This window comes from Serratia sp. TMDUHS_CL (genome assembly GCF_037137105.1).
Taxonomy (GTDB): domain Bacteria; phylum Pseudomonadota; class Gammaproteobacteria; order Enterobacterales; family Enterobacteriaceae; genus Serratia; species Serratia nevei.
Map to the genome: position 1 here is coordinate 142,330 of NZ_JBBBDV010000001.1, position 21,027 is coordinate 163,356.

Consider the following 21,027-nt stretch of genomic DNA (forward strand, 5'->3'; position numbering starts at 1 on the left):
TCCCCGTCAGGCTTGACGCCGCAGCGGCGTTGACTGCACAAGTTCGCCCCGGTCACTTGGCTTAACCAGGCTCCCGGGGACGCCCTTGCTTGTCGCCTTGCTGCGACGCCAATTATTGAGGGGATAGGCGGTAATGAAGGCTGGCTGGATGCTGACCGCATTGCCGCTTTTTTTCCTCAAGTTCTTCTCATTTTTGCCGATAACCGAGACAGGCTGAGCGAACAGGCTCAGCAGCTCAATTAGAACCCTGTGGGCCACCGGCGCCGCAGCATAAGGAATTCCGATGTCCAATAGCTTAATCAATACCGCGATGAGCGGGCTGAATGCGGCTCAGGTGGCGCTCAGTACCGTCAGCAACAACATCTCCAACTACAACGTGGCGGGCTATAACCGCCAGACCGCGATCCTGGCGCAGAACGGCGGCATGGCCACCATGAGCGGCTTTATCGGCAACGGTGTGACCGTCACCAGCGTCAACCGCGAGTACAACCAGTTCATCACCAACCAGTTGCGCGGTGCGCAAAGCGCCTTCGGGGCGCAAAACGCCTATTACGAGAAGATTTCGCAGATAGACAACCTGCTGGCGAGCAAAACCAACCCGCTGTCGACCAACATGCAGGATTTCTTCACCAACCTGCAGAACCTGGTGAGCAACGCCGGTGACGACGCCGCGCGCCAGACGGTGTTGGGCAAGGCCAACGGCCTGGTGAACCAGTTCAACAACACCGACAAATTCCTGCGCGACATGGACAACGGCGTCAATCAGCAGATCAGCGATACGGCGCAGCAGATCAACAGCTACGGCCAACAGATCGCCAAGCTGAACGACGAGATCACCCGTTTGCGCGGCAGCGCCGGCGGCGAGCCGAATGCGTTGCTGGATCAGCGCGATCAGCTGGTTACCGAGTTGAATCAGCTGGTGGGCGTGCAGGTCACGCAGCAGGATGGCGACGCTTATACCGTCTCCTTCGCCAACGGTTTGACCCTGGTGCAGGGCAGCAACACTTATCAGGTGGAGGCGATGCCTTCCAGCAGCGATCCTTCCCGCCTGACCATCGGTTATAACCGCGGCAATGGCGCCAGTGAAGTGCCGGAAGGCCAGATCACCAGCGGCAGCCTGAGCGGCGTGCTGAAATTCCGCAGCGAGACGCTGGACGGCGTGCGCAATCAGCTGGGCCAGTTGGCGTTGGCGATGGCGGACAGCTTTAACCAGCAGCATCGCGCCGGTTTCGACCTGAACGGCGACGCAGGCGGCGACTTCTTCAGCTTCAGCGGCGGCCGGGTGGTGGATAACACCCGCAACACCGGCGACGCGTCGCTGTCCGTCGCTTACACCGACACCGGCAAGGTGAAGGCCAACGATTATCGCGTCGAGTTCGACGGCAGCAACTGGCAGGTCAGCCGCCTGCCGGACAACGTGAAAGTCAACGCCACGCCGGGCACCAGCGCCGATGGCAAACCGACGCTGAACTTCGATGGGCTGGAAGTGAGCATCGACGGCAATGCGCAGGCTAAAGACAGCTTCACCGTGAAGCCGGTCAGCGACGTGGCGGGCAATCTGAAAGTGGCCATCACCGATTCGTCCAAGATCGCCGCCGCCGGTAAAGACGACAGCGGCCGAGGCGATAACGAAAACGCCAAGAAGCTGCTGGATCTGCAGACCAAAAACCTGGTGGACGGCAAGGCGACCTTGAGCGGCGCTTACGCCGGCATCGTCAGCGGCGTCGGTAACCAGACCGCTGCCGCCAAGGCCATCGCCACTTCGCAGGCCAAGATCGTGACGCAGCTGGGCGCGCAACAGCAGTCGATGTCCGGCGTTAACCTTGACGAAGAGTACGGCGAGCTGCTGCGTTTCCAGCAGTACTACATGGCCAACGCGCAGGTGATCCAGACCGCCAGCTCGCTGTTCGACGCGCTGCTGAATATTCGTTGATTTCATTGTTAACCGGCGCTGATAACGGCGCCGGTCGCTCAGAGTAAGGAACCCACAGCATGCGCATGAGCACCAGCATGATGTACCAACAGAACATGAACGGCATCACGGGCAACCAGTCGCTGTTCATGAAGGCCGCCGAGCAGCTTTCCTCGGGCAAGCGGGTGATCAACCCGTCCGACGATCCGCTGGCGGCGTCGCGCGCGGTGATGTTGTCGCAGTCGCAGGCGGAAAACAGCCAATACACGCTGGCGCGGACTTTCGCTCGCCAAAGCGTGTCGATGGAAGAAACGGTCTTGGCCGGCGCGACGTCCACCATCGCGGACATGAAGGCGCTGATCGTCAGCGCCGGCGGCACAGAAAGCGATAACGACCGCCAGTCGCTGGCCACCCAGCTGCAGGGGCTGAAAGATCAGCTGCTGAACCAGGCCAACAGCACCGACGGCAACGGCCGCTATATGTTCGGCGGATACGTGAACGACAAGGCGCCGTTCGTCGACAACGGTGGCACCGTCAGCTATCAGGGCGGTGACAAGACGGTTCAGCAGAAAGTGGACGCCAACCGCACCATGACCATCGGCCATACCGGCAACGCGGTGTTCATGTCGTTGACCAGCAACCCGAAGCCTGAGCCGGACGGCAGCGCGCCGGTCAGCAACGTATTCGAGAGTATCGATATCGCGCTGAACGCGCTGAAAACCCCGCTGCAGGGCGCCGATGAGGCTACCAAGCAGCAGGTGAACGATGCGCTGGCGAAAGCCAACCGCGGCCTGGACAACTCATACAACAACGTGCTGAGCGTGCGCGCCGAGCTGGGCAGCCAGCTGCAGGAGATGGATCAGTTGGACAGCATCGGCAAAGAGCGCGACATGACCAACCAGGTCCAGATGAGCGCGTTGACGGATGCCGATCTGGCCGAGTCTATTTCGTCTTACTTTATGCAGCAGGCGGCGCTGCAGGCGTCGTATAAAACCTTCAGCGATATGCAGGGCATGTCGCTGTTCCAGATGAATCGTTAAGAGCAAGACCCCGTTGCCTGACCGCGACGGGTTTCCCTTTAGTGCGCTTAGAAAACGTCCTCTCCGCCCCGCGGGGAGGAAGGCTTCTTGAAACCGGGCGCACTCGTTTGGCGCGTCACTCGTTCTCCCACTACTGACTGAGTGACGCGCCTTTTTTTCATCAGGGAAGAAATAATACGATTGTCACCTCTGTTTAATGCGCAACGGCATTATTGAAATCAGTGGTGGAAAAATCGTGATGGATATTATTTTCCTGACGATAAATAGTGGTGCTATTTCTTTTTCTTCTCAACTTTCCATTTTCCGCCGTCGGCCGTCTCGGTAAAAGAAACTCTAAACTTGTTGCTTTTCCAGTGGGTCAAACCGAATAACCGGCGTGCTTTGCGGTTGCTTTTCGCTTTAATCATGATCTCGCTCCTGTGGTTAGCAAAGGTCGATGCTGCGCCCTGCAGCCGGCAGGCTGCCGGACGCATTTATTCTGGGTGTAAGTTATCTGCCGCGCATTTAACAATGCGTGACTGCGTTATTCTTATTTTTTACTCGAGATAAACGTACTTTATCGCTGCGAAAAATAAGGAGGTGCAAGGCGATATTTTTTTGTTAACGGGTCTATTCTAGGTCGGGGTTTTATTTATTCAAGCCACCGGAGACATTTGAACCTTAATCCGGATAAAAGGCGTTTCTCAGGCTTTTGTCCCAAGAAAGCGTTTTTATTGCCATTTTGTCTCAGGCGAAAACGGGGGGAAGGAAGGGGCTGCGCAGGGGCTTAGAAGGTCATGCCGCCGATCACCGCCGCCAGCCGATCGAAGATTTCACCGAACAGATGCTCGCAGAACGGGGCTAACATCGGCATCATCATGCCCAGCGTCATGATGCCGAAGGTCATGGTGACCGGGAAGCCGATCACGAAGACCGACAGCTGCGGCGTCATGCGGTTGAGCAAGCCGAGCGCCATGTTCAGCGTCAACAGCAGGCAGATCAGCGGCAGCGCCAGCATCATGCCGTTGATGAAGATCAGCGAGCCGACCTGGGTCAGCACCAGGAAGCCGTTGCCGTTCAGCGGCTGCGTCTGGATAGGCAGGGTGTGGAAGCTGTCCGCCAGCAGCGAAATCAGCCACAGATGGCCGTCGAAGCTGAGGAACAGCAGCATCGCCAGCAGGTTGAACAGGCGCGCCAGTACCGGCATGTTCGGGCCGCCGCTGGGATCGAAGAAGGTGGCGAACGACAGGCCCATCTGCATGCCGATCACTTCGCCCGCCAGGCGCACCGCCGCGAAGGCGAACTGCATGGTCAATCCCAGCGCCACGCCGATCAGAATCTGTTGAATCGCCAGCCACAGGCCGGCGGCGGAGAAGATCGGGATATTGCTGGCGGGCAGCGTCGGCGCGATCAGGATGACGATCAGCCCGCCAAGGCCAATTTTGACCTTTTTGCTGATTTGCTTTTCGCTGAATATCGGCGCGGTGCTTATCAGCGCCAGAATGCGCAGCAGCGGCCAAAAATAGTGGCTGAGCCAGACGGTGAGCTGGGCGCTGTCGAAGGTGAGCACGGTTAGCCGATCAGGGTGGGCAGGTTGCTGAACAGGGTGCGCATGTAGTCCAGCAGCAGGTTCAACATCCAGGGGCCGGCGATGATGATGGTGGCCACCACCGCCAGAATTTTGGGGATGAACGACAGCGTCATTTCGTTGATCTGGGTGGCGGCCTGCAGCAGGCTGACCACCAGGCCGCTGATCAGCGCCGCCAGCAGCAGCGGCGCGGCCAGCGCCAGCGCCACTTTCATCGCCTCGGTGCCGAGCGCCATAACCGATTCAGGTGTCATCTCGCGTTCTCCGATCGGGGGTTACGAATAGAAGCTCTGCGCCAGCGAGCCGAGCAGCAGCTGCCAGCCATCGACCAGCACGAACAGCATCAGCTTGAACGGCAGCGAGATGGTGGCCGGCGGCACCATCATCATCCCCAGCGCCATCAGCACGCTGGCGACCACCAGGTCGATAATCAGGAACGGAATGAACACCGTAAAGCCGATCTGGAAGGCAGTTTTCAGTTCGCTGGTGACGTAGGCGGGCAGCAGGATGCGCATCGGCACCGCTTCCGGGCCGGCCAGCGGCGGCTGATTGGCCAGCCTGGCGTACAGCGCGAGATCGGTTTCGCGCGTTTGGCGCAGCATGAATTCGCGCAGCGGCTGCGCGCCTTTATCCAGCGCGACCTCCAGCCCGATCTTGTCCTGGCTGAACGGCTGGTAGGCGTCCTGATAGACCTTGTCGAACACCGGCGACATGATGAAGAAGGTCAGGAACAATGCCAGCCCCAGCATCACCTGATTCGGCGGCGCCGACGGGGTGCCCAGCGCGTTGCGCAGCAGCCCGAGCACGATGATGATGCGGGTAAAGCTGGTCATCATCAGCAGCATGGCGGGCAGGAAGGTCAGCGAGGTCAACAGCACCAGCGTCTGCACCGGCAGCGACCAGCTTTGGCCGCCGTTGGCCAGCGGCTGACTGATCAGCCCCGGCAGTTGCGCCACAGCCGCCGGGCTGATGAACAGCAGGGCGGCAGGGAGCCAAACCGCCGGACGGCGGACGAGGGTATGAAGAGTCGAAGTCATGCCGATTTTTCCGGGCGTTTCAGAACTTTTTGCATCAGTTGGCGGAAGTCCGCCGGCGACGCCGCATCGGCCGCACCCTCGTCTTTCGGCGGGGCGGGCAGGGTGTGCAGCGGGGTGATCTGCTGGGCGGTGACGCCCAGTACCAGCAAGGTATCGTCGACTTCCACCACCACCACGCGCTCGCGCTGCCCGACCTGGCAACTGGCGCGCAGGTTGAGCAGCTTGTTGTTGCGCGCCTGCGGGGCGAAGCCCAGCCGGCGGAACAGCCAACCGGCCAGCAGGATCAGCAGCAGAATGCCGCCGAGCGCGCTGCTGACCTGCATCAACACCGAACCGGCCGGCAAGGCCGGCGCGGCGGGTTGTTGGGTACTTTGGACGGTAACGGGCGCCGCAACGGTCATCAGCGGCTCAGTCGACGCATGCGTTCGGACGGGGTGATGATGTCGGTGATGCGCACGCCGAACTTGTCGGCCACCACCACCACTTCACCTTGTGCGATCAGGTAACCGTTGATCAGGATGTCCAGCGGCTCGCCGGCCAGGCCGTCCAGCGCCACCACCGAGCCTTGCGACAGGCGCAGCAGCTCTTTGATGGTCATCTTGGTGCGCCCCAGTTCCACGGTCAGCTTGACCGGAATATCCAGGATCAGGTCGATATCCTGCAGGCTGCCGAGCGCATCCTGAGCTTCCAGCGACTTAAACACCCCTTCGGTGCTCGCGCCGGATTTCTCTGTCGACTGCTGCTCGTTAAACGCATCAGCCCACAGATCGTCTACGGATTCCTTTCCTTCGCCAGACGGTTGCTTAGGATCACTCATTGGGCTGTTCCTCACTCAGAGCATTCAAAATAGGGTTAATCAAATGTTCAACACGCAGGGCATATTGCCCGTTCAACGTGCCGTATTGGCTGGTCAGAACCGGTACGCCGTCCACATGGGCGATCAGGCGTTCCGGCTTGTCTATCGGTAATACATCGCCCGGCTGCAGCTTCAGGACTTTCGACAGCCGCATTGGGATATCGACGAAGTTGGCGATAAGCTCCAGTTCGGAGTGCTGCACCTGCTTCACCAACGTTTCGCGCCAGTGGCTGTCTTCCTGCCGCGAATTTTCCAGCGGCGGGTTGGTCAACAGCTCGCGCAGCGGTTCGATCATCGCGAACGGAATGCAGATGTTGAACTCGCCGGTCAGCGCGCCGATCTCCACCTGGAACGGCGTGGTGACCACGATGTCATTCGGCGAGGTGGTGATGTTGGTGAACTTCACCTGCATTTCGGCGCGCACGTACTCTACGTCGATCTTGTAGATGGCGCTCCAGGCGTCGCCGTAGGCGTCCAGCGCCAGGCGCAGCATGCGCTTGATCACCCGCTGTTCGGTCGGGGTGAACTCGCGGCCTTCGACCTTGGTCGGGAAGCGGCCGTCGCCGCCGAACAGGTTATCGACGGCGATGAACACCAGGCTCGGCGCGAACACGAACAGGGCGGTGCCGCGCAGCGGGTTCAGATGCACCAGGTTCAGGTTGGTCGGCACCGGCAGGTTGCGGGCGAACTCGTGATACGGCTGGATTTTGATCGGGCCGACGGTAATGTCCGGGCTGCGGCGCAGCAGGTTGAACAACCCCATGCGGAACTGCCGGGCAAAACGTTCGTTGATGATTTCCAGCGCGTGCAGACGCTCGCGCACCACGCGGCGCTGGGTGTTCGGATCGTAAGGCTTGACCTCGCTCTCTTTGCCGACTATCGCTTCGGGTTCATCACCCGCGCTGTCGCCGTTGAGCAAGGCGTCGATCTCTGCCTGTGAAAGAATGCTATCGCCCATAGTGATTACCGCAGTATGAAGGCGGTGAACAGCACGTCGCTGACCACCTGCTTCGGTTGTCCCTTAACCAGCGGCGGGCTGAGCACGTCCTTAATCTGCGCCACCAACTGTTGCTTCCCTTGTTCATTGGCCAGCTGGCTCGCTTCCTGACGGGAGAGCAGCATCAGCAGACGGCTGCGCACTTCCGGCAGAAAATCGTTCAGCTGGCGGCGGGTACTTTCGTCCGGCAGACGCAGCGTGAGGCCGATGTACAGCACGCGATCCGGGTTGTTGTCCGGCGTCACCAGGTTGACGGTAAAGGTGTCGAGCGGCATGAACACCGGCGCGGCCGGCGGTTGCTGTTTGGCAGCGGCCGGTTCGGCACCGTTTTTATGCTGTTGCAGCAGCCACCAGCTGTAGCCCGCGGCGCCACAGGCGACGACGCTGATCAAGACCAGCAGGATGACCAGAAGGGGGCGTTTCGGTGCTGCCGGAAGGGAGTTCTGAGACATAGCGAAATCTAATTCCTGTTGTTCCACCCGCGGCCGGCGAGGCGGCGGGCATAGCGCGCGGCAAGGCCGCACGCATGACATGTAAAGGTATTATCGCGTCTATTGCGGCGTGCAATAGCCTGAATAGACGCGCAAATGGGTGCCAGCTTGGGCGTTTGCGGCGGCTTAGGCGAAAATATCGACGCCGTTGACCGCGCTGGCCATACGCTGCAGCGCCGCCGGTGCGCTGACGCCCTCGGCGGCTGCGCCGTCACCGCCATGATGTTCAGCATAGCTGGAACGCCCCTGGCCGTTGGAAGCCTGCTGTTGCGCCTGCTGCTGCCATTGCGGAGTGGACTCGCCGCCCACGCTGCTCTGCCCCAGGTTGATACCGCTCTCCGCCAGCGCGTGCCGCAGCTGCGGCATCGCCGCTTCCACCGCCGCACGCACCTGACCGTGAGCGGAGGCGATGTGCAGCTGCGCCTGCTGATCGTCCAGTTTCAGCGTGATCTGCAAGGCGCCCAGTTCCTGCGGGTGCAGGCGCAGCTCGGCGCTTTGCTGGCCGTTGCGGTGGAACATCAGCACCTGCTGGTTCAACGCCTGCTGCCACTCCGGGCTGCCCAGCTGCGCGTTGAGCTGCGGCGCAGGCGGTGCGGTCACCAGTGCGCTGGCAGGAGCGGCCGTTTGCGTTGGGCTGGCGGCGGCCAGGGCGACGGCGTGGTTGAGCGTCGGTGGCTGCTGCGCATCGCTCGCCGGCAGCGGCTGTGCGGTGCTTGCCCGTTCGCCGTTGGTCGGTTGCGGGAGCGCCGCCTTGGCATTATCGCCGTCGGTAGCCGACGTTTTCGCTTCCGTCAGCGAGGGAGCGGGGGATGCCGATGAACGCGCGGCGGTTTTATCACCGGCCGCCGCGATGTTCAGCAGGCCATTGCCGGGCTGCAGCGCAGTCGCCTCGTCAGCGCTATCCACCGGCAGCGAGCGTTGGCCTTCGGCCGGTTGCGCCTGGGCGACGATCGCGGCCGGCAGCATGGCGTACAGCGCCTGCAGCGTTGCGGCATCCAGCTCTTTGGCGGCGGCGATCGGCGGCTGCGCCGGTTTGTCGCCGGCGGCGGGCGCTTCGTCCTCGGCGCCCTCAGGTGAAAGCGCGTCGGCTGAGGCCGTCTGGCCCGGCAGCAGGCCGCCGCGCTCGCCGAAAGTGGCCAGCAGTTGATTGAGCTGGTTGCGGCTCAGGGCCGGGGCGCGTTCTTCGTCCGCGCTCAGCGCGACCGGCGGCTGTTTGCCGTCGGCGGCGGGCGCGAAACGGGCGCCGAGCAGCTGGGCGAAAGCGGACGACAGCTGGCTCTCATCCAGCGCCGACGTCAGTTCGGCCAGGCCGCCGGCGTCGCCGGGTAAGGCCAGGCCGGGCAGGGCGTTCAGATTCATGGGTTGATATTCCTTTGTGCACTGCGTTGAGCGAACTCATCCATCAGTTTTTGATCCCGTTTGTTCTCCTGCTGCTGCTCCGCCGTCAGAGCGCGGGTATGCAGGGTCTCGAAAGCGTTCAGCCGCTGTTGTTTGTCTTGCCATTGCTTCACCGCATGATCCACTTTCTGCCCCCACTGCAGCAGCTGCTGGCGGTGTTGGTCGATGGCCTGTTCCAGCGTGCCGATAAACTGCTGGTAGTTTTGCCAGCGTGAGCTGTCCATGCCGTCGCAGAGCGTATGATTCAGCTTCTGGCGGTATTCGTCCTGATAGTTGAGCAGCATCGACAGCTGCTGCTCTGCCGCCTGCTGCGCCTGCCGTACCTGGCCCAGCTGTTGCGCGGCCTGTTCCACCGCATCCTGCGCCAGATCTTGCAGGGTAATCAGGGGGGATTGTGATTTCATCGCTGTGCGCCTCTGGTGACGTTAAACAATCAACTGCTGCAGCTGTTGACAGGCTTCATCATAGCCGCTGCGTTCAAAGATGCCCTGTTGCAGGTAAGTTTCCATCTGCGGATACAGCGTCATCGCTTTGTCCAGCAACGGATCGCTGCCCGCCGCGTAGGCACCGACGCTGATCAGATCGCGGTTGCGCTGATAGCTGGCCAGCATCTGTTTGAAGGTGCGCACCCGGCGGTAATGCTCTTCGTCGATCAGCGACGTCATGGCGCGGCTGATTGACGCTTCGATGTCGATCGCCGGGTAGTGGCCGGCTTCCGCCAGGCGCCGGGACAGCACCACGTGGCCATCGAGAATTGCGCGCGCCGAGTCGGCGATCGGGTCTTGCTGATCGTCCCCTTCGGTCAACACGGTGTAGAAGGCGGTGATGGAACCGCCGCCGCTGATGCCGTTGCCCGCGCGTTCCACCAGCGCAGGCAGCTTGGCGAAGACCGAAGGCGGATAGCCTTTGGTCGCCGGCGGCTCGCCGATGGCCAGGGCGATCTCACGCTGCGCCATGGCGTAGCGGGTGAGGGAATCCATGATCAACAACACATGCTGCCCGCGATCGCGGAAATCTTCGGCGATGCGGGTGGCGTAGGCCGCCCCCTGCATGCGCAGCAGCGGCGACACGTCCGCCGGCGCGGCGATCACCACCGAGCGCGCCCGGCCTTCGGCGCCGAGAATGTTCTCGATAAAGTCTTTGACCTCGCGGCCACGCTCGCCGATCAGGCCAACGACGATCACATCCGCCTGGGTATAACGGGCCATCATGCCGAGCAGCACGCTCTTGCCGACGCCGGAGCCGGCGAACAGGCCCATACGCTGGCCGCGGCCGACGGTCAGCAGGCCGTTGATGGTGCGCACCCCCACGTCCAGCACCTGCTCGATCGGCGTGCGCTGCAAGGGGTTGAACGGCGCGGTGATCAGCGGCGCGCGGTAACCGGTTTCCGGTGAAGGCAGGCCGTCGAGCGGTTTGGCGCTGCCGTCCAGTACCCGTCCCAACAGGGCCGGGCCGAGCGGCAGCTGTTTGCCGGCGCTTTGGCCTTCCGGCGCGATGCGGGCGTAAACCCGCGCGCCCGGCACGATGCCTTCCACTTCTTCCAACGGCATCAGGAACAGCCGCTGGCCGTTGAAGCCGACCACTTCGCTTTCCACTTCCTGCACCTCACCGGCGTCGTGCCGTTCGATGAGGCAGGTCGCGCCGAGCGGCAGCTGCAGGCCGGTAGCCTCCAGCACCAGCCCGGTCGCACGGGTCAGGCGACCATAGCGGCGCACCGTCGGCGCGCGCGCGATGCGTTTTTCCAGCGTATCCAGAGAGCTCAGCCAGCGGCCGAGACGCGCGGTCATCAGACTTCTCCCGGTGCCGCCAGGCGGCACAGTTCATGCCAGCGCGTCGCCAGGCTGGCGTCGAGATCGCCTTCCTCGGCGCTGACCTTGCAGCCGCCCGGGTGCAGCTCGCCGTCCGCCAGCAGGCGCCAGCCGTGCAGGCTGAGGGTGACCCCCAGCTGCTGCTCGACGCGCGGGTAGTCGTCCGGGTGCACCCGCAGCTGCGGCTTGCCGTTGAACATCGGTTCCTGTTGGATCAGCTGTTGGATCTGCGCCAGCAGGGCGGTGCCGTCGCATACCGGAGGCTGGCCCAGCACCTGCTTGGCGGCGGTCAGTGCCAGCTGCATCAGCCGCGAAGCGATCACGCTGTCGAGCGCGTCCAGCGTGTGCTGAAATTCGGTGACCAGCTGCTGCCAGTGGGCAGTCAGCGGCTGCTGCTGCTGTTGCGCTTCCAGCAGCCCTTGCTGGCGGCCTTCCTCCAGTCCGGACTGAAAACCGGCCTCATATCCTTTTTGCTGGCCGTCGGCATAGCCCAACTGCTGGCCCTGTTGCTCCGCCTGCAGGCGCAGCGTCGCCAACTGCTGCTGCAATTCGGCCTGTGCGTCCGGCGACGGATCGTCAAGTTCGAGATCCGGCAACTGCGGCAGCTCGACAGCCGGTTTCTGTTCGCCCAGGTCGTTGAGCGACCAGGGCTGCCAGGGCAGGGTGTTAATGCGATCAGACATAGGTGTCCTCGCCGCCGCCGATGATCATTTCGCCGCTTTCCGCCAGGCGTCTTACCACCAGCAGAATGGCTTTCTGCTCGTTCTCCACCTGCGACATGCGCACCGGCCCACGGTTGGCCAGATCGTCGCGCAGGATGTCGGCGGCGCGTTGCGACATGTTCTTGAGGAACTTCTCGCGCAGCGGCTGCTCGGCGCCTTTCAACGCAATCAGCAGCGACTCGCCTTCCACTTCCTGCAGCAGGCGTTGGATACTGCGATCGTCGACCTCCACCAGGTTTTCGAACAGGAACATCTCGTCGATGATCTTCTGCGCCAGCTCGCCGTCGTATTCGCGCATCGCGTCGATGACCGCTTCTTCCTGCTGGGTTTTCATCAGGTTGATGATCTCGGCGGCGGTGCGCACCCCGCCCATTTTGCTGCGCTTGAGGTTCTGGCCGTCGAGCAGATTGTTCAGCACTTCGGTCAACTCCGCCAACGCCGCCGGCTGTACGCCGCCGAAGGTGGCGATACGCAGCATCACGTCGTTGCGCAGGCGTTCGTCGAACAGGGCCAGGATATCTGCCGCCTGGCCGCGTTTGAGGTGCACCAGAATGGTGGCGATGATCTGCGGGTGTTCGTCGCGGATCAGATCGGCAGCGCTCTGCGGCTCCATAAAGTTGAGCGTTTCCATGCCGGTGGTGGTCTCGCGCGATTCGAGAATGTCTTCCAGCAGGCTGGCGGCGCGCTCTTCGCCCAGCGCTTTGACCAGCACCGAACGCAGGTAGTCGCTGGCGTTGACGCTCAGCGCCGCGTATTGCTCGGCGTCGTCTTCAAACTCGGTCAGTACTTCGCCGAGCTGTTTGTGCGAAACCTGGCTCATGCCGGCCATGGTGCCGCTCAGCAGCTGTACTTCGCGCGAGGAGAGGTGTTTGAACACCTCCGCCGCGCGATCTTCACCCAGCGTCATCAGCAGGATGGCGCTTTTGTCGGTTCCGGTCAGGCTCATATCTCGTTACTCATCCATTGGCGGATTACCAGAGCGACCACGCGTGGGTCTTTGTCAGCCAGATCGCGGATCCGCTGGCTCTGGACTTCTGCGCTGACGCGCTGCTGCGATTTACGACGCTGCGCCAGCTCCTCGTTGCTCGGTTTGCTGCTGTCGACCGGTTTGGCGGCAGGGGCGTTGGCGGCGGCGACGGCGGCCTGTTGCGCCGCCTGGCGCTGTTGCAGCTGCGGCCGCACCAGTTTGCGCCACAGCAGCCAGGCCACCAGCAGCACCAGCAGATAGCGGCCCGCGTCGATCAGACGATCGATAAACGACTGGCTTTGCCAGAACGGCAGTTCGCCACCGGTCACCTGACTGTCGGTAAACGGCGTGTTGACCACGTTCAGGGTATCGCCACGGCTGCTGGAGTAGCCCATCGCTTCACGCACCAGCGCTTCGATCTGCGCCAGCTGCTCTTTGCTCATCGGCTGCGGTTTGCCGTCTTTATCGGTGCCCAGATAGTTGACGACCACGGCGACCGACAAACGCTGCACGGTGCCGGCTTTTTGCTGGGTATGGCGAATGGTGCGGTCGAGCTCGTAGTTGGTGGTCGCGTCGCGACGGGTATTTTGCGGTACGCCGCTGGCCGCCGCGCTGCGGGTGGTCGCGGCGTTTTGCGCGGTGGCGTTGGCGTTGGCATTGTTGCCTGCGGTGGTGGCCGGCTTGGCGGTCTCAATCGGCGCCGTGGCCGGCGCGCTTGGCTGATTGGACAGTGCGCCCGGCACGCCGCCTACCTGTGGCCCGCCGATCTGCTCGCTCAGGCTGGTTTGCTGAGAGCGGATAGCGGCTTTGTCAGGCTGTTGGTTAGGTTGGTACTGTTCATCGGTTTGTTCGCGAGTGGCGAAGTCGATCTGCGCCGTGACCTGCGCGCGCACGTTAGCGCTGCCGACCACCGGGGCGAGGATCGCTTCGATGCGGCGCTGGAAGCCGTTTTCCACTTCGTTGGCGTATTTCAGCTGCGAGGCGTTGAGATCGCGCCCGGTGCCGTCGGACTGCGTCAGCAGACGGCCAGCCTGATCGACCACGGTCACATTGCCCGGCGGCAGGCCGGCGACGCTGCTCGACACCATATAAACGATGGCGTTGATCTGGCCATCGTCCAGCGCACGTCCGGGTTGCAGGGTCAGCGTTACCGACGCGGAAGGGGATTTTTGTTCGCGCACGAACAGCGAAGGTTTAGGCAGCGCCAGGTGAACGCGGGCGTTTTGTACCGGCCCCAGCGATTCGATAGTGCGCGACAGCTCGCCCTCGAGGGCACGCTGATAGTTGATCTGCTCGCTGAACTGGCTGATGCCGAATTTTTCCTGATCCAGCAGTTCGAAGCCGACGGCGCCGCCTTTCGGCAGCCCTTGCTGCGCCAGGCGCAGGCGGGTTTCATGCACCTTTTCCGCCGGGATCAGCAGCGCTGCGCCATTCTCGGCAAAGCGGTAAGGGATATTCATCTGCGTCAGCTGGGTGACGATGGCGCCACCGTCGCGGTCGTTCAGATTGCTGTACAGCACGCGGTAGTCGGGACTTTTCACCCACAACAGCAGCGCGACGACGATCGCGATCGCGGCGGAAGCGGCGACCAGCAACGGAATTTTCGGGTTGGCGCGCAGACGATTCCAGATGGCCTGCAGGCCGTTGTCGCGGCTTTCGCCGGCGGTTATCGAAGCACTCATTTTAGGTCTCGTCCTTCAATGGCGCTCACGATCCCGTACGGGCCGCTGAGCAGCTCCCTGCCAGGCTGATGAACGGTATGGTTAGCGTTGTGTGACAAAACAGACTCCCTGATACACATATCTTCTAAATAGCGGCGCTCCCATTTCTGGGCAGGCCATTATTCGCCTTATCAGACGATTCTGATTGCCCGATAAGCCGGGTTTTTTGCAGTTAATTAGCCGCTTTAGCTCTGAAAACGCTGTGCTAGGGTGTGCATCATTGGAGAAGTGCAGGGTGAAACGTCACCCGGCGAGACGAGATGATTGAGGATCAGATGGCGATTCAGGGCATTGAAGGGGTACTGCAGCAGATGCAGACCATGGCGGTTCAGGCCGGCAAAATGGAGCAGAATGCGGCGCCGCAGGGCGTCAGCTTCGCCAGCGAACTGACCGCCGCGCTCGGCAAGATCAGCGAGACCCAGCAAACGGCGCGCAAGCAGGCGCAGGATTTCGAACTGGGCGTGCCGGGCATTAGCCTGAACGATGTGATGGTCGATCTGCAGAAATCGTCGGTCTCTTTGCAACTGGGCGTGCAGGTGCGCAACAAGCTGGTGGCGGCCTACCAGGACATCATGAATATGCCGGTGTGATGAGCTGATGGGGTCGGGCTGTTTTTGCGCCATTTTCGCGTATTCCATGCCATAGTACCCCCATCAGAACAGCATTGCTGCGGCGAATAGCGAATATATATGCCCCTCAGGCTGCCTCTTGGTGGCCTTTTTTGTTTTAAAAATTAGTGCGTTAGAGGTTTTTTAAATAATGCAGCATGCTGTTTGGTTAAATTGCGTATAGTTTTAGGTAATACTGACAATGTGTTGACAGTTTTCAGAGTAGGGAACGCTCGCAATACTAAAGTTCAAAGGCTGGTCTGTAGCCAAAATGTGTGATGTTTTTTGCCATGCCATTATGCATTGCCAAATAAAGAGATGGCTTAAAATTGCCGAGCCGATACTGAGATAGGGTTTAAACTACATCATGACAATAGTATGGACGCATCACCCCATCAATTATAGTATATGATTGTTTTATTATCTGTTTATAATAAAAGGCCAACTCCATAGTGATAAATAACATACAAATAATTAGAGCGGTGGCTGTTTTAATGGTGGTGGCGTATCACTCTGTAGGGTTGTTACATAGATATGGATTTGACTTTAATGATTATTCTGGCATTGGCACTTGGGGGGCTTTTGGTGTAGATCTGTTTTTTGTTATATCTGGATATGTTATAGCAATGATTGATAGCGTTAAGAAAAAAACACCTGTGGCTTTTTTTAAGGATAGAGTTATTAGGATAGTGCCAATTTATTGGTTCTTTACTCTATTAATGATATTTGCCCAAACTTGCTATCCTGATGCATTTAGGATGGGCATTTTCTCAAGTGAGCAGAATATATCATCCCTGTTATTTTCAAGCCATTTTATGGGGTATGTCTATCCAACGCTTTATGTTGGGTGGAGCCTGGAGTTGGAAATGGCGTTCTACGCTATTTTTGCCATTTGTCTCTTTTCCCATAACCGAATGATACGAAGTGGTTGCCTGGCTCTGCTTGTTGGTTTAATGATGCTTCTGGGTTTGATGAAGCCGATCGCTATTGAGTTTCTTTTTGGCGTCGCATTGTATTACTTTATTCATTTCTTCAGTTTAAACAACAAGTTTAACTCTGTCTTATTTGTTCCTGCGGTTGTCTTCTTGATTGTTGTTATGGCGCTCATCGATGCGCCAACAGAATTGTCTTCCTGGCACAGGGCGTTGGTTGTCGGTATTATATCGTTTATAGTGGTTGCCGTTTCTATAATCTGTGTCGACTCCCGGAGGAGTATTGCAACGTACATTGGTGATATGTCTTATTCTCTTTATTTAGTTCAGGTTTTTTCTTTACCTTTAATAATGAAACTATCATCACGGGTTGTCGAGGGTTCTTATGGTTTTTACGTTTTTTGTATTTCAATATTATTTACTGTTTTAATTGGTTCTGTTTTTTATGAGATTGTTGAAAAGAAAGTGGTGAATATTATGAAGGGTAAACGTGCAAAAGTTTACTGATGTAATCCTAATCCCTTTTTTATCGCTGCGCGATTGGGTTTCTGTTCGTTTATTGATTGGCAACCTAATGCAGAAGCTATACTTAGCAATAAATTAACATTAGCAATGTGTCGGGGGGAATGATGATTCTATCTTGTCATGATGACTGGTTTTTATTATCCCATGCAATGGGGAAGCCGACTTCCTGAATATGGATGTCAATCTTGTTGGCATGGAGTTTTGCTCTGCGGTTTTCATCTGTTCAGCGGCATTGATGACGCAATGCCGCTGAAGATTAAGCGTGGGTGTGGATGATCCCGTTACCAGTTAATAGTTACGGTCAATGGATATTTACCCTTTTGACAATGCTGTCACCTCAGTCAGCCAACGCCGTTATTCGTTTGCGGGCGTTCGCCAACCCCTGCGCGAGGCCGTGCGGTTTCATATCCAGCCCTTCGGCATAGATAAATTGCACGTCGCCGATCCCCATCAGCCCCAGCACCGACCGCAGGTAGGGCGTCACGGCGTCGGTCGGCTGGCCGGCGTGTACGCCGCCGCGTGAGCTGAATACCAGTGCATTGACGCCCTCGACCAACCCGACCGGGTAGGTGGCGGTATAGTTGAACGTTACCCGGGCGCGGGCCACCAGATCGAACCAGTTTTTCAGCTGGGTCGGTACGTTGAGGTTGTACATTGGCGCCCCGATCAGCAGCAGATCGCTCCCTTTCAGTTCGGCAATCAGCCGATCGGACAGCGCCACCGCCGCTTGCGCGCGTGGGCTGGTGTTTTCCGCGCCGCGCAGTGCACTGAACAGCTCGCCGTCCAATACCGGCAGATCCAACGCCGTCAGATCGTGCTCGACGACCTTATCTTCGTGCCCTTTGGCCCGACGCTCCGCCAGATAGCGGTCAATCAGGTTATTGGTCTGCGAGTCGTTTCCCATAATGCTGGATTTGAGCACCAGTATTTTTTTCATGTGGTTGTCCTCTGACGGTCATCTGTGGTTTTCACCGGGAATTCCGGAATGACTGCAGGTTATCATTGCTTGATGTTCACCAGTGGTGATAGGTTTTCACTTAATTGATTCCAATTTGGAAACGGTAAAATGAAAAGCGATCTCAGCGCGCTGCCGGCTTTTGTCGCCGTGGCGGAAGGCGGCAGTTTTGCCGCCGCCGCAGAAAAACTGCATCTGACGCGCTCCGCGGTCAGCAAAATCGTGTCGCGGCTGGAGGCGCGGCTCGGCGTGATGTTGTTTATGCGCACGACGCGCAGCCTGAGCCTGACGGATGAAGGGGCGCTGTACTACGAGCACTGTCGGCAGGCGTTGGCGAACATACAGGCGGCGGAAAATCAGCTGGACAGCGGCAAGATGCAGGTCAGCGGCCGGCTCAGGGTCTCGGTGCCGGTGTTGTTCGGCCACCTGTGCATCGCCCCCTTGCTGACGGCGCTGGCGAATGAGCATCCGTTGCTGGCGCTTGAAATTTCGTTCAGCGATCGCAGGATCGATCTGGTCGACGAGGGGTTCGATCTGGCGGTACGCATCGGCGAGCTGGCGGACAGCGGCAGTCTGGTTGCCCGGCGTCTGGGTGAACACGGCATGCTCCTGTGCGCTTCGCCCGACTACCTGCGGCGCAGCGGAGAACCGAGCACGCTGGACGCGTTAAGCCGACATCAGGCGGTGGGGTATCTGCACGCGGGCGCGGTGTTGCCCTGGCAACTTCGCGGCGAAAACGGCGAGCTGCAATCGTTCAGGCCACCGGCCAAGATGATGATGGATGACATGCAGGGGATCGTCGATGCTGTTTCCGCCGGTGCCGGTATTGCCTGGCTGCCGGAGTGGCTGGTACGCGATCGGCTGGCGGCGGGGACGTTGGTGGAGATCATGCGCGGTGAGTCCAGCCTCAGTTTTCCGGTGAATGTGGTATGGCCCTATATGCCTTACCAGCCGCTCAAGGTGCGGCTGGCGGTGGACAAACTGGTGGCGGAGCTGCCGGGGAAATTGGCGCTTGTGGCGCCGTCGGTATCACAACGCTAAGGGCCGGAGCCGCAACTGACAGGGAATGGGCGCTAATGTAACGAATAGAGGGACGAAAACGGCGCTGTCAGGCTTATTGAATGCCCAAGTGACCGTTTATTATGGCCTGATTAGTAGGGTTATTATTCGAGGCGGGTCAATGAGCACGAAAAGCGAATCCAGATGGCGTCTGATCAGTATTTTAATGCTGACGGTACTCGCCGTATTAATTGGCATTCTGGTTAAACTGGACTGAAGTCTGACCAGGCGATAAAAGCCTGGCCATTTTATTGTGCGGCAAGTAAGCGCATCATGTCTTCTTCATACAGCAATGCTAAAAGCCACAGCCCCAACAACATTATTGCCAGAGAAAATAATCGCTTTTCATTACGCATCGTTTAATTTGCTCTTCGGCGGTTCGACGTTGCGTAGCCTATCTCAGCGTTGTGACAACTGTTAGGAACCTGTGCCAAATAAAGCCATTTTGTTGCGCGTCTATTTATGTTTCTCCGGAGGCTATCGCTTCGGCCCCCAGGGGGCCTGGTTCCATAATCCTTTGGTGGCCGCGAATGGCGGTAGGGGCAAAGCCGAAGCGCTTGCGAAAACGTTCGGCGAAACGCGACGCGCTTTCATAGCCGACATGTTGTGCGATGGCGGATATCGGCCAGTCGGTGGATTGCAGCAGGGCCAGCGCACTGCTCATGCGCACGTCGATCATCAGGTTGCGCAACGCGGTATTTTCCATCGACAGTTTGCGGCGCAGCATCACTTCACTCATCGACAGGCTCTCCGCGACTTTGGCCGCGGTCCAAATGCTGTGCGGATCGGTTGCCAGGCAGCGGCGCACGCGTTGCGTCAGGTCTTTGGCTTCGTTGTGGATGAAGCGAATGCCGAACTGGGCCAGCCACAGCAGAATTTCCAGCATTTTGTGCCGCACGATGATGGTGGGAAAACGCTGCCGGAGCGCCAGCGCCAGGCTGGTGGTCTCAAAGCTGTGCTTCAGGGCGCAGGGCAGATTGCGCAGCGCCAGGACGGCATCGAACGGCATCGGCGCCGGCGTTTCCTCGGCCGGAGGCTGAAGAGTGAGCAACAGAGGGTCGCAGGTCAACAACTGACAGCTGAACACACCCTCTTCGGAGGGGCCGTTAATAATATCCACCGTTTGTCCCCCGTCGATAATCAACAGCTCACCGGGATGAGCCACCACTTCGTGTTGTTGCCAGCGTACGCGCTTATGGCCTTGTTGTATCAGATACAGATGTGGTTGCTCAAAATAGACTGAAGGGAATAATAATTCAGTATGCTGAACGATGTGCGCTGAGGCACCAATTCCTGGACAGAGATTAATTGTACGTTCCATCGATATTCATTTCGCAGCCATTATCTGGGAATATCTTTACGCTTTGATCCGCGTTGGAGCAACATTTTTCCATGGGCTGTGAAACACAGCGGCGTGTTTTATCTATCAAAAATCAATTTCCTGCTGAACAGAAAACGTCCGTGTCGGGATGATGCTTATCCATTAAAGTGAGAGCCAGGCTCGAAGCGCGCATTTTACCAATTACCCATAAACTGAATAATTCAAATGCCATAGATTAATATCCTAACGTAACCCGAGAGTAATAGCGCATGGTGCTATTTAATCCATTTTCGTCAGTATTGTCGATCTTATCGGACCTGTGGTTCCCCCAGCAACAGCGCGCGGTCATGAAACTGGCCGTAGGTATTGTTGACCACGTTCTGGCGCGTGGACTGCTCGATCAGCGTTTTCAGCTCATCCATGCGCTGCTGTAGCAGGCGCTTGAGCTCGGTTTCGTTGTCGAGGATCTGTTGCAGCTTATTGCGCAGCATCTCCTGCAGTGCCATAGATGGGCCGGCTTGCCCGGTAAAGGCGGCGGTTTTTTCCACCGCCGTCACGTAGGCGAATTCGAGTTCGACGAGCTCTTCCCAGCGCCCGGTTTGCGCCAGTGCGATCATCTGGCTGCTCAGGCTGTAAATTTGTTGATAAGCGGCTAACAGCTGCTGTTGACGTTCCATTACACGGCGTCCTGCGAAGGTTGGTAGTTGGGGCCGATCTGGCGCCAGGCGTCGGCGATGTTCTCCAGCAGCTTGACCACTTCGGCGATCGCCGCCTCGTCGTTATGCAGGTTGGCCTGCATTAACCGACGTTTCATATAGTCGTACAACGCCGCCAGGTTTTCGGCGATCTCGCCGCCCTGTTGGGGATCGAGGCCGCCTTTCAGGCCGTTGTCAATGATGTTGATGGCTTTGGACAGCGCCAGGCCTTTGCCGGCGATATCGCCCTGGTTCATCAGGATGCGTGCGCGAAGCAGGGCGCTGAGCGCCCCGTCGAACAACATCACGATTAACTGGTGCGGGCTGGCGCTCATGGCGCCGCTTTCCAGACTGACCTGTGCATAGGCCTGAGTGCCGCTTCTGTTATACATGTTGTTTCTTTACCTGTTACCTGG

Annotated in this window: 24 protein-coding genes; 5 read left to right on the forward strand and 19 right to left on the reverse strand. The window is 59.0% G+C overall.

The features are described from left to right. Positions 1-6 precede the first annotated feature (6 nt). Complete coding sequence (locus WCL58_RS00720; RefSeq protein ID WP_038876852.1) at positions 7-291, reverse strand: hypothetical protein; 285 nt, start codon at positions 289-291, stop codon at positions 7-9. Between WCL58_RS00720 and flgK the strand changes: the two genes are divergently transcribed. Continuing rightward, complete coding sequence (flgK, locus tag WCL58_RS00725) at positions 284-1,933, forward strand: flagellar hook-associated protein FlgK (RefSeq protein WP_060425883.1); 1,650 nt, start codon at positions 284-286, stop codon at positions 1,931-1,933. The genes WCL58_RS00720 and flgK overlap by 8 nt on opposite strands. A gap of 59 nt (positions 1,934-1,992) precedes the next feature. Beyond that, positions 1,993-2,952: a flagellar hook-associated protein FlgL gene (gene flgL / locus WCL58_RS00730; RefSeq protein WP_060420803.1), complete on the forward strand. Its 960-nt coding sequence runs from the start codon at positions 1,993-1,995 to the stop codon at positions 2,950-2,952. Positions 2,953-3,224: 272 nt separating this feature from the next. On the opposite strand, the gene sra is transcribed toward flgL, so the two are convergent. The 14 genes from sra to fliF all read right to left on the reverse strand — a co-directional run bounded on the left by sra (position 3,225) and on the right by fliF (position 14,477). Then, positions 3,225-3,359, reverse strand: a complete 135-nt coding sequence (sra, locus tag WCL58_RS00735; protein WP_087763075.1) for a stationary-phase-induced ribosome-associated protein — start codon at positions 3,357-3,359, stop codon at positions 3,225-3,227. Between the two features lie 359 nt (positions 3,360-3,718). Then, entirely contained in the window at positions 3,719-4,501 is a 783-nt protein-coding gene (gene fliR / locus WCL58_RS00740) for a flagellar biosynthetic protein FliR (protein ID WP_336850306.1), read from the reverse strand. 2 nt (positions 4,502-4,503) lie between these two features. Next, on the reverse strand, positions 4,504-4,773 hold the full coding sequence (fliQ, locus tag WCL58_RS00745) for a flagellar biosynthesis protein FliQ (protein WP_004934803.1): 270 nt from the start codon (positions 4,771-4,773) through the stop codon (positions 4,504-4,506). Positions 4,774-4,794: 21 nt separating this feature from the next. Further along, complete coding sequence (fliP, locus tag WCL58_RS00750) at positions 4,795-5,556, reverse strand: flagellar type III secretion system pore protein FliP (RefSeq protein ID WP_336850308.1); 762 nt, start codon at positions 5,554-5,556, stop codon at positions 4,795-4,797. Next, the gene (gene fliO, locus WCL58_RS00755; RefSeq protein WP_060420808.1) at positions 5,553-5,957 is read right to left on the reverse strand and encodes a flagellar biosynthetic protein FliO; all 405 of its coding nucleotides are present in this window, start codon (positions 5,955-5,957) and stop codon (positions 5,553-5,555) included. The genes fliP and fliO overlap by 4 nt, the downstream gene beginning before the upstream one ends. After that, positions 5,957-6,373, reverse strand: a complete 417-nt coding sequence (fliN, locus tag WCL58_RS00760) for a flagellar motor switch protein FliN (protein WP_038876868.1) — start codon at positions 6,371-6,373, stop codon at positions 5,957-5,959. Before fliN ends, fliO begins: the two co-directional genes overlap by 1 nt. Then, a complete protein-coding gene (fliM, locus tag WCL58_RS00765) occupies positions 6,366-7,370 on the reverse strand; it encodes a flagellar motor switch protein FliM (protein ID WP_025303254.1) in 1,005 nt (334 codons plus the stop codon). The genes fliN and fliM overlap by 8 nt, the downstream gene beginning before the upstream one ends. A gap of 5 nt (positions 7,371-7,375) precedes the next feature. Then, on the reverse strand, positions 7,376-7,861 hold the full coding sequence (gene fliL, locus WCL58_RS00770; RefSeq protein WP_004934797.1) for a flagellar basal body-associated protein FliL: 486 nt from the start codon (positions 7,859-7,861) through the stop codon (positions 7,376-7,378). A gap of 165 nt (positions 7,862-8,026) precedes the next feature. Further along, positions 8,027-9,259, reverse strand: a complete 1,233-nt coding sequence (locus tag WCL58_RS00775) for a flagellar hook-length control protein FliK (RefSeq protein WP_060420811.1) — start codon at positions 9,257-9,259, stop codon at positions 8,027-8,029. Next, a complete protein-coding gene (fliJ, locus tag WCL58_RS00780; protein ID WP_336850309.1) occupies positions 9,256-9,702 on the reverse strand; it encodes a flagellar export protein FliJ in 447 nt (148 codons plus the stop codon). Before fliJ ends, WCL58_RS00775 begins: the two co-directional genes overlap by 4 nt. Before the next feature lie 21 nt (positions 9,703-9,723). Beyond that, positions 9,724-11,085: a flagellar protein export ATPase FliI gene (fliI, locus tag WCL58_RS00785; RefSeq protein ID WP_336850310.1), complete on the reverse strand. Its 1,362-nt coding sequence runs from the start codon at positions 11,083-11,085 to the stop codon at positions 9,724-9,726. Continuing rightward, positions 11,085-11,789, reverse strand: coding sequence for a flagellar assembly protein FliH (gene fliH, locus WCL58_RS00790; protein WP_038876881.1), 705 nt, complete (start codon positions 11,787-11,789; stop codon positions 11,085-11,087). The genes fliI and fliH overlap by 1 nt, the downstream gene beginning before the upstream one ends. Next, a complete protein-coding gene (fliG, locus tag WCL58_RS00795; protein WP_060420814.1) occupies positions 11,782-12,774 on the reverse strand; it encodes a flagellar motor switch protein FliG in 993 nt (330 codons plus the stop codon). Before fliG ends, fliH begins: the two co-directional genes overlap by 8 nt. Beyond that, on the reverse strand, positions 12,771-14,477 hold the full coding sequence (fliF, locus tag WCL58_RS00800; RefSeq protein WP_070914639.1) for a flagellar basal-body MS-ring/collar protein FliF: 1,707 nt from the start codon (positions 14,475-14,477) through the stop codon (positions 12,771-12,773). Before fliF ends, fliG begins: the two co-directional genes overlap by 4 nt. Positions 14,478-14,791: 314 nt before the next feature. Between fliF and fliE the strand changes: the two genes are divergently transcribed. Both fliE and WCL58_RS00810 read left to right on the forward strand, forming a co-directional pair. Beyond that, positions 14,792-15,106, forward strand: coding sequence for a flagellar hook-basal body complex protein FliE (gene fliE, locus WCL58_RS00805; RefSeq protein WP_141960683.1), 315 nt, complete (start codon positions 14,792-14,794; stop codon positions 15,104-15,106). A 470-nt stretch (positions 15,107-15,576) separates the two neighbouring features. Continuing rightward, positions 15,577-16,563 carry an acyltransferase family protein gene (locus WCL58_RS00810; protein WP_141959519.1) on the forward strand — a complete coding sequence of 329 codons (987 nt, stop codon included), beginning with the start codon at positions 15,577-15,579 and terminating at the stop codon, positions 16,561-16,563. A gap of 355 nt (positions 16,564-16,918) precedes the next feature. On the opposite strand, the gene WCL58_RS00815 is transcribed toward WCL58_RS00810, so the two are convergent. Then, positions 16,919-17,518: an FMN-dependent NADH-azoreductase gene (locus tag WCL58_RS00815; protein WP_336850312.1), complete on the reverse strand. Its 600-nt coding sequence runs from the start codon at positions 17,516-17,518 to the stop codon at positions 16,919-16,921. 129 nt (positions 17,519-17,647) lie between these two features. Here WCL58_RS00815 and WCL58_RS00820 point away from each other — a divergent pair, with 129 nt between their 5' ends. Continuing rightward, the gene (locus WCL58_RS00820) at positions 17,648-18,577 is read left to right on the forward strand and encodes a LysR family transcriptional regulator (RefSeq protein WP_336850313.1); all 930 of its coding nucleotides are present in this window, start codon (positions 17,648-17,650) and stop codon (positions 18,575-18,577) included. A gap of 478 nt (positions 18,578-19,055) precedes the next feature. Here WCL58_RS00820 and WCL58_RS00825 read toward each other — a convergent pair whose 3' ends face one another. The 3 genes from WCL58_RS00825 to fliS all read right to left on the reverse strand — a co-directional run bounded on the left by WCL58_RS00825 (position 19,056) and on the right by fliS (position 21,003). Continuing rightward, entirely contained in the window at positions 19,056-19,916 is an 861-nt protein-coding gene (locus WCL58_RS00825) for a helix-turn-helix transcriptional regulator (RefSeq protein ID WP_060439725.1), read from the reverse strand. A 308-nt stretch (positions 19,917-20,224) separates the two neighbouring features. Beyond that, entirely contained in the window at positions 20,225-20,593 is a 369-nt protein-coding gene (fliT, locus tag WCL58_RS00830) for a flagella biosynthesis regulatory protein FliT (RefSeq protein WP_038876898.1), read from the reverse strand. After that, positions 20,593-21,003: a flagellar export chaperone FliS gene (fliS, locus tag WCL58_RS00835; protein ID WP_038876901.1), complete on the reverse strand. Its 411-nt coding sequence runs from the start codon at positions 21,001-21,003 to the stop codon at positions 20,593-20,595. The genes fliT and fliS overlap by 1 nt, the downstream gene beginning before the upstream one ends. Positions 21,004-21,027 lie beyond the last annotated feature (24 nt).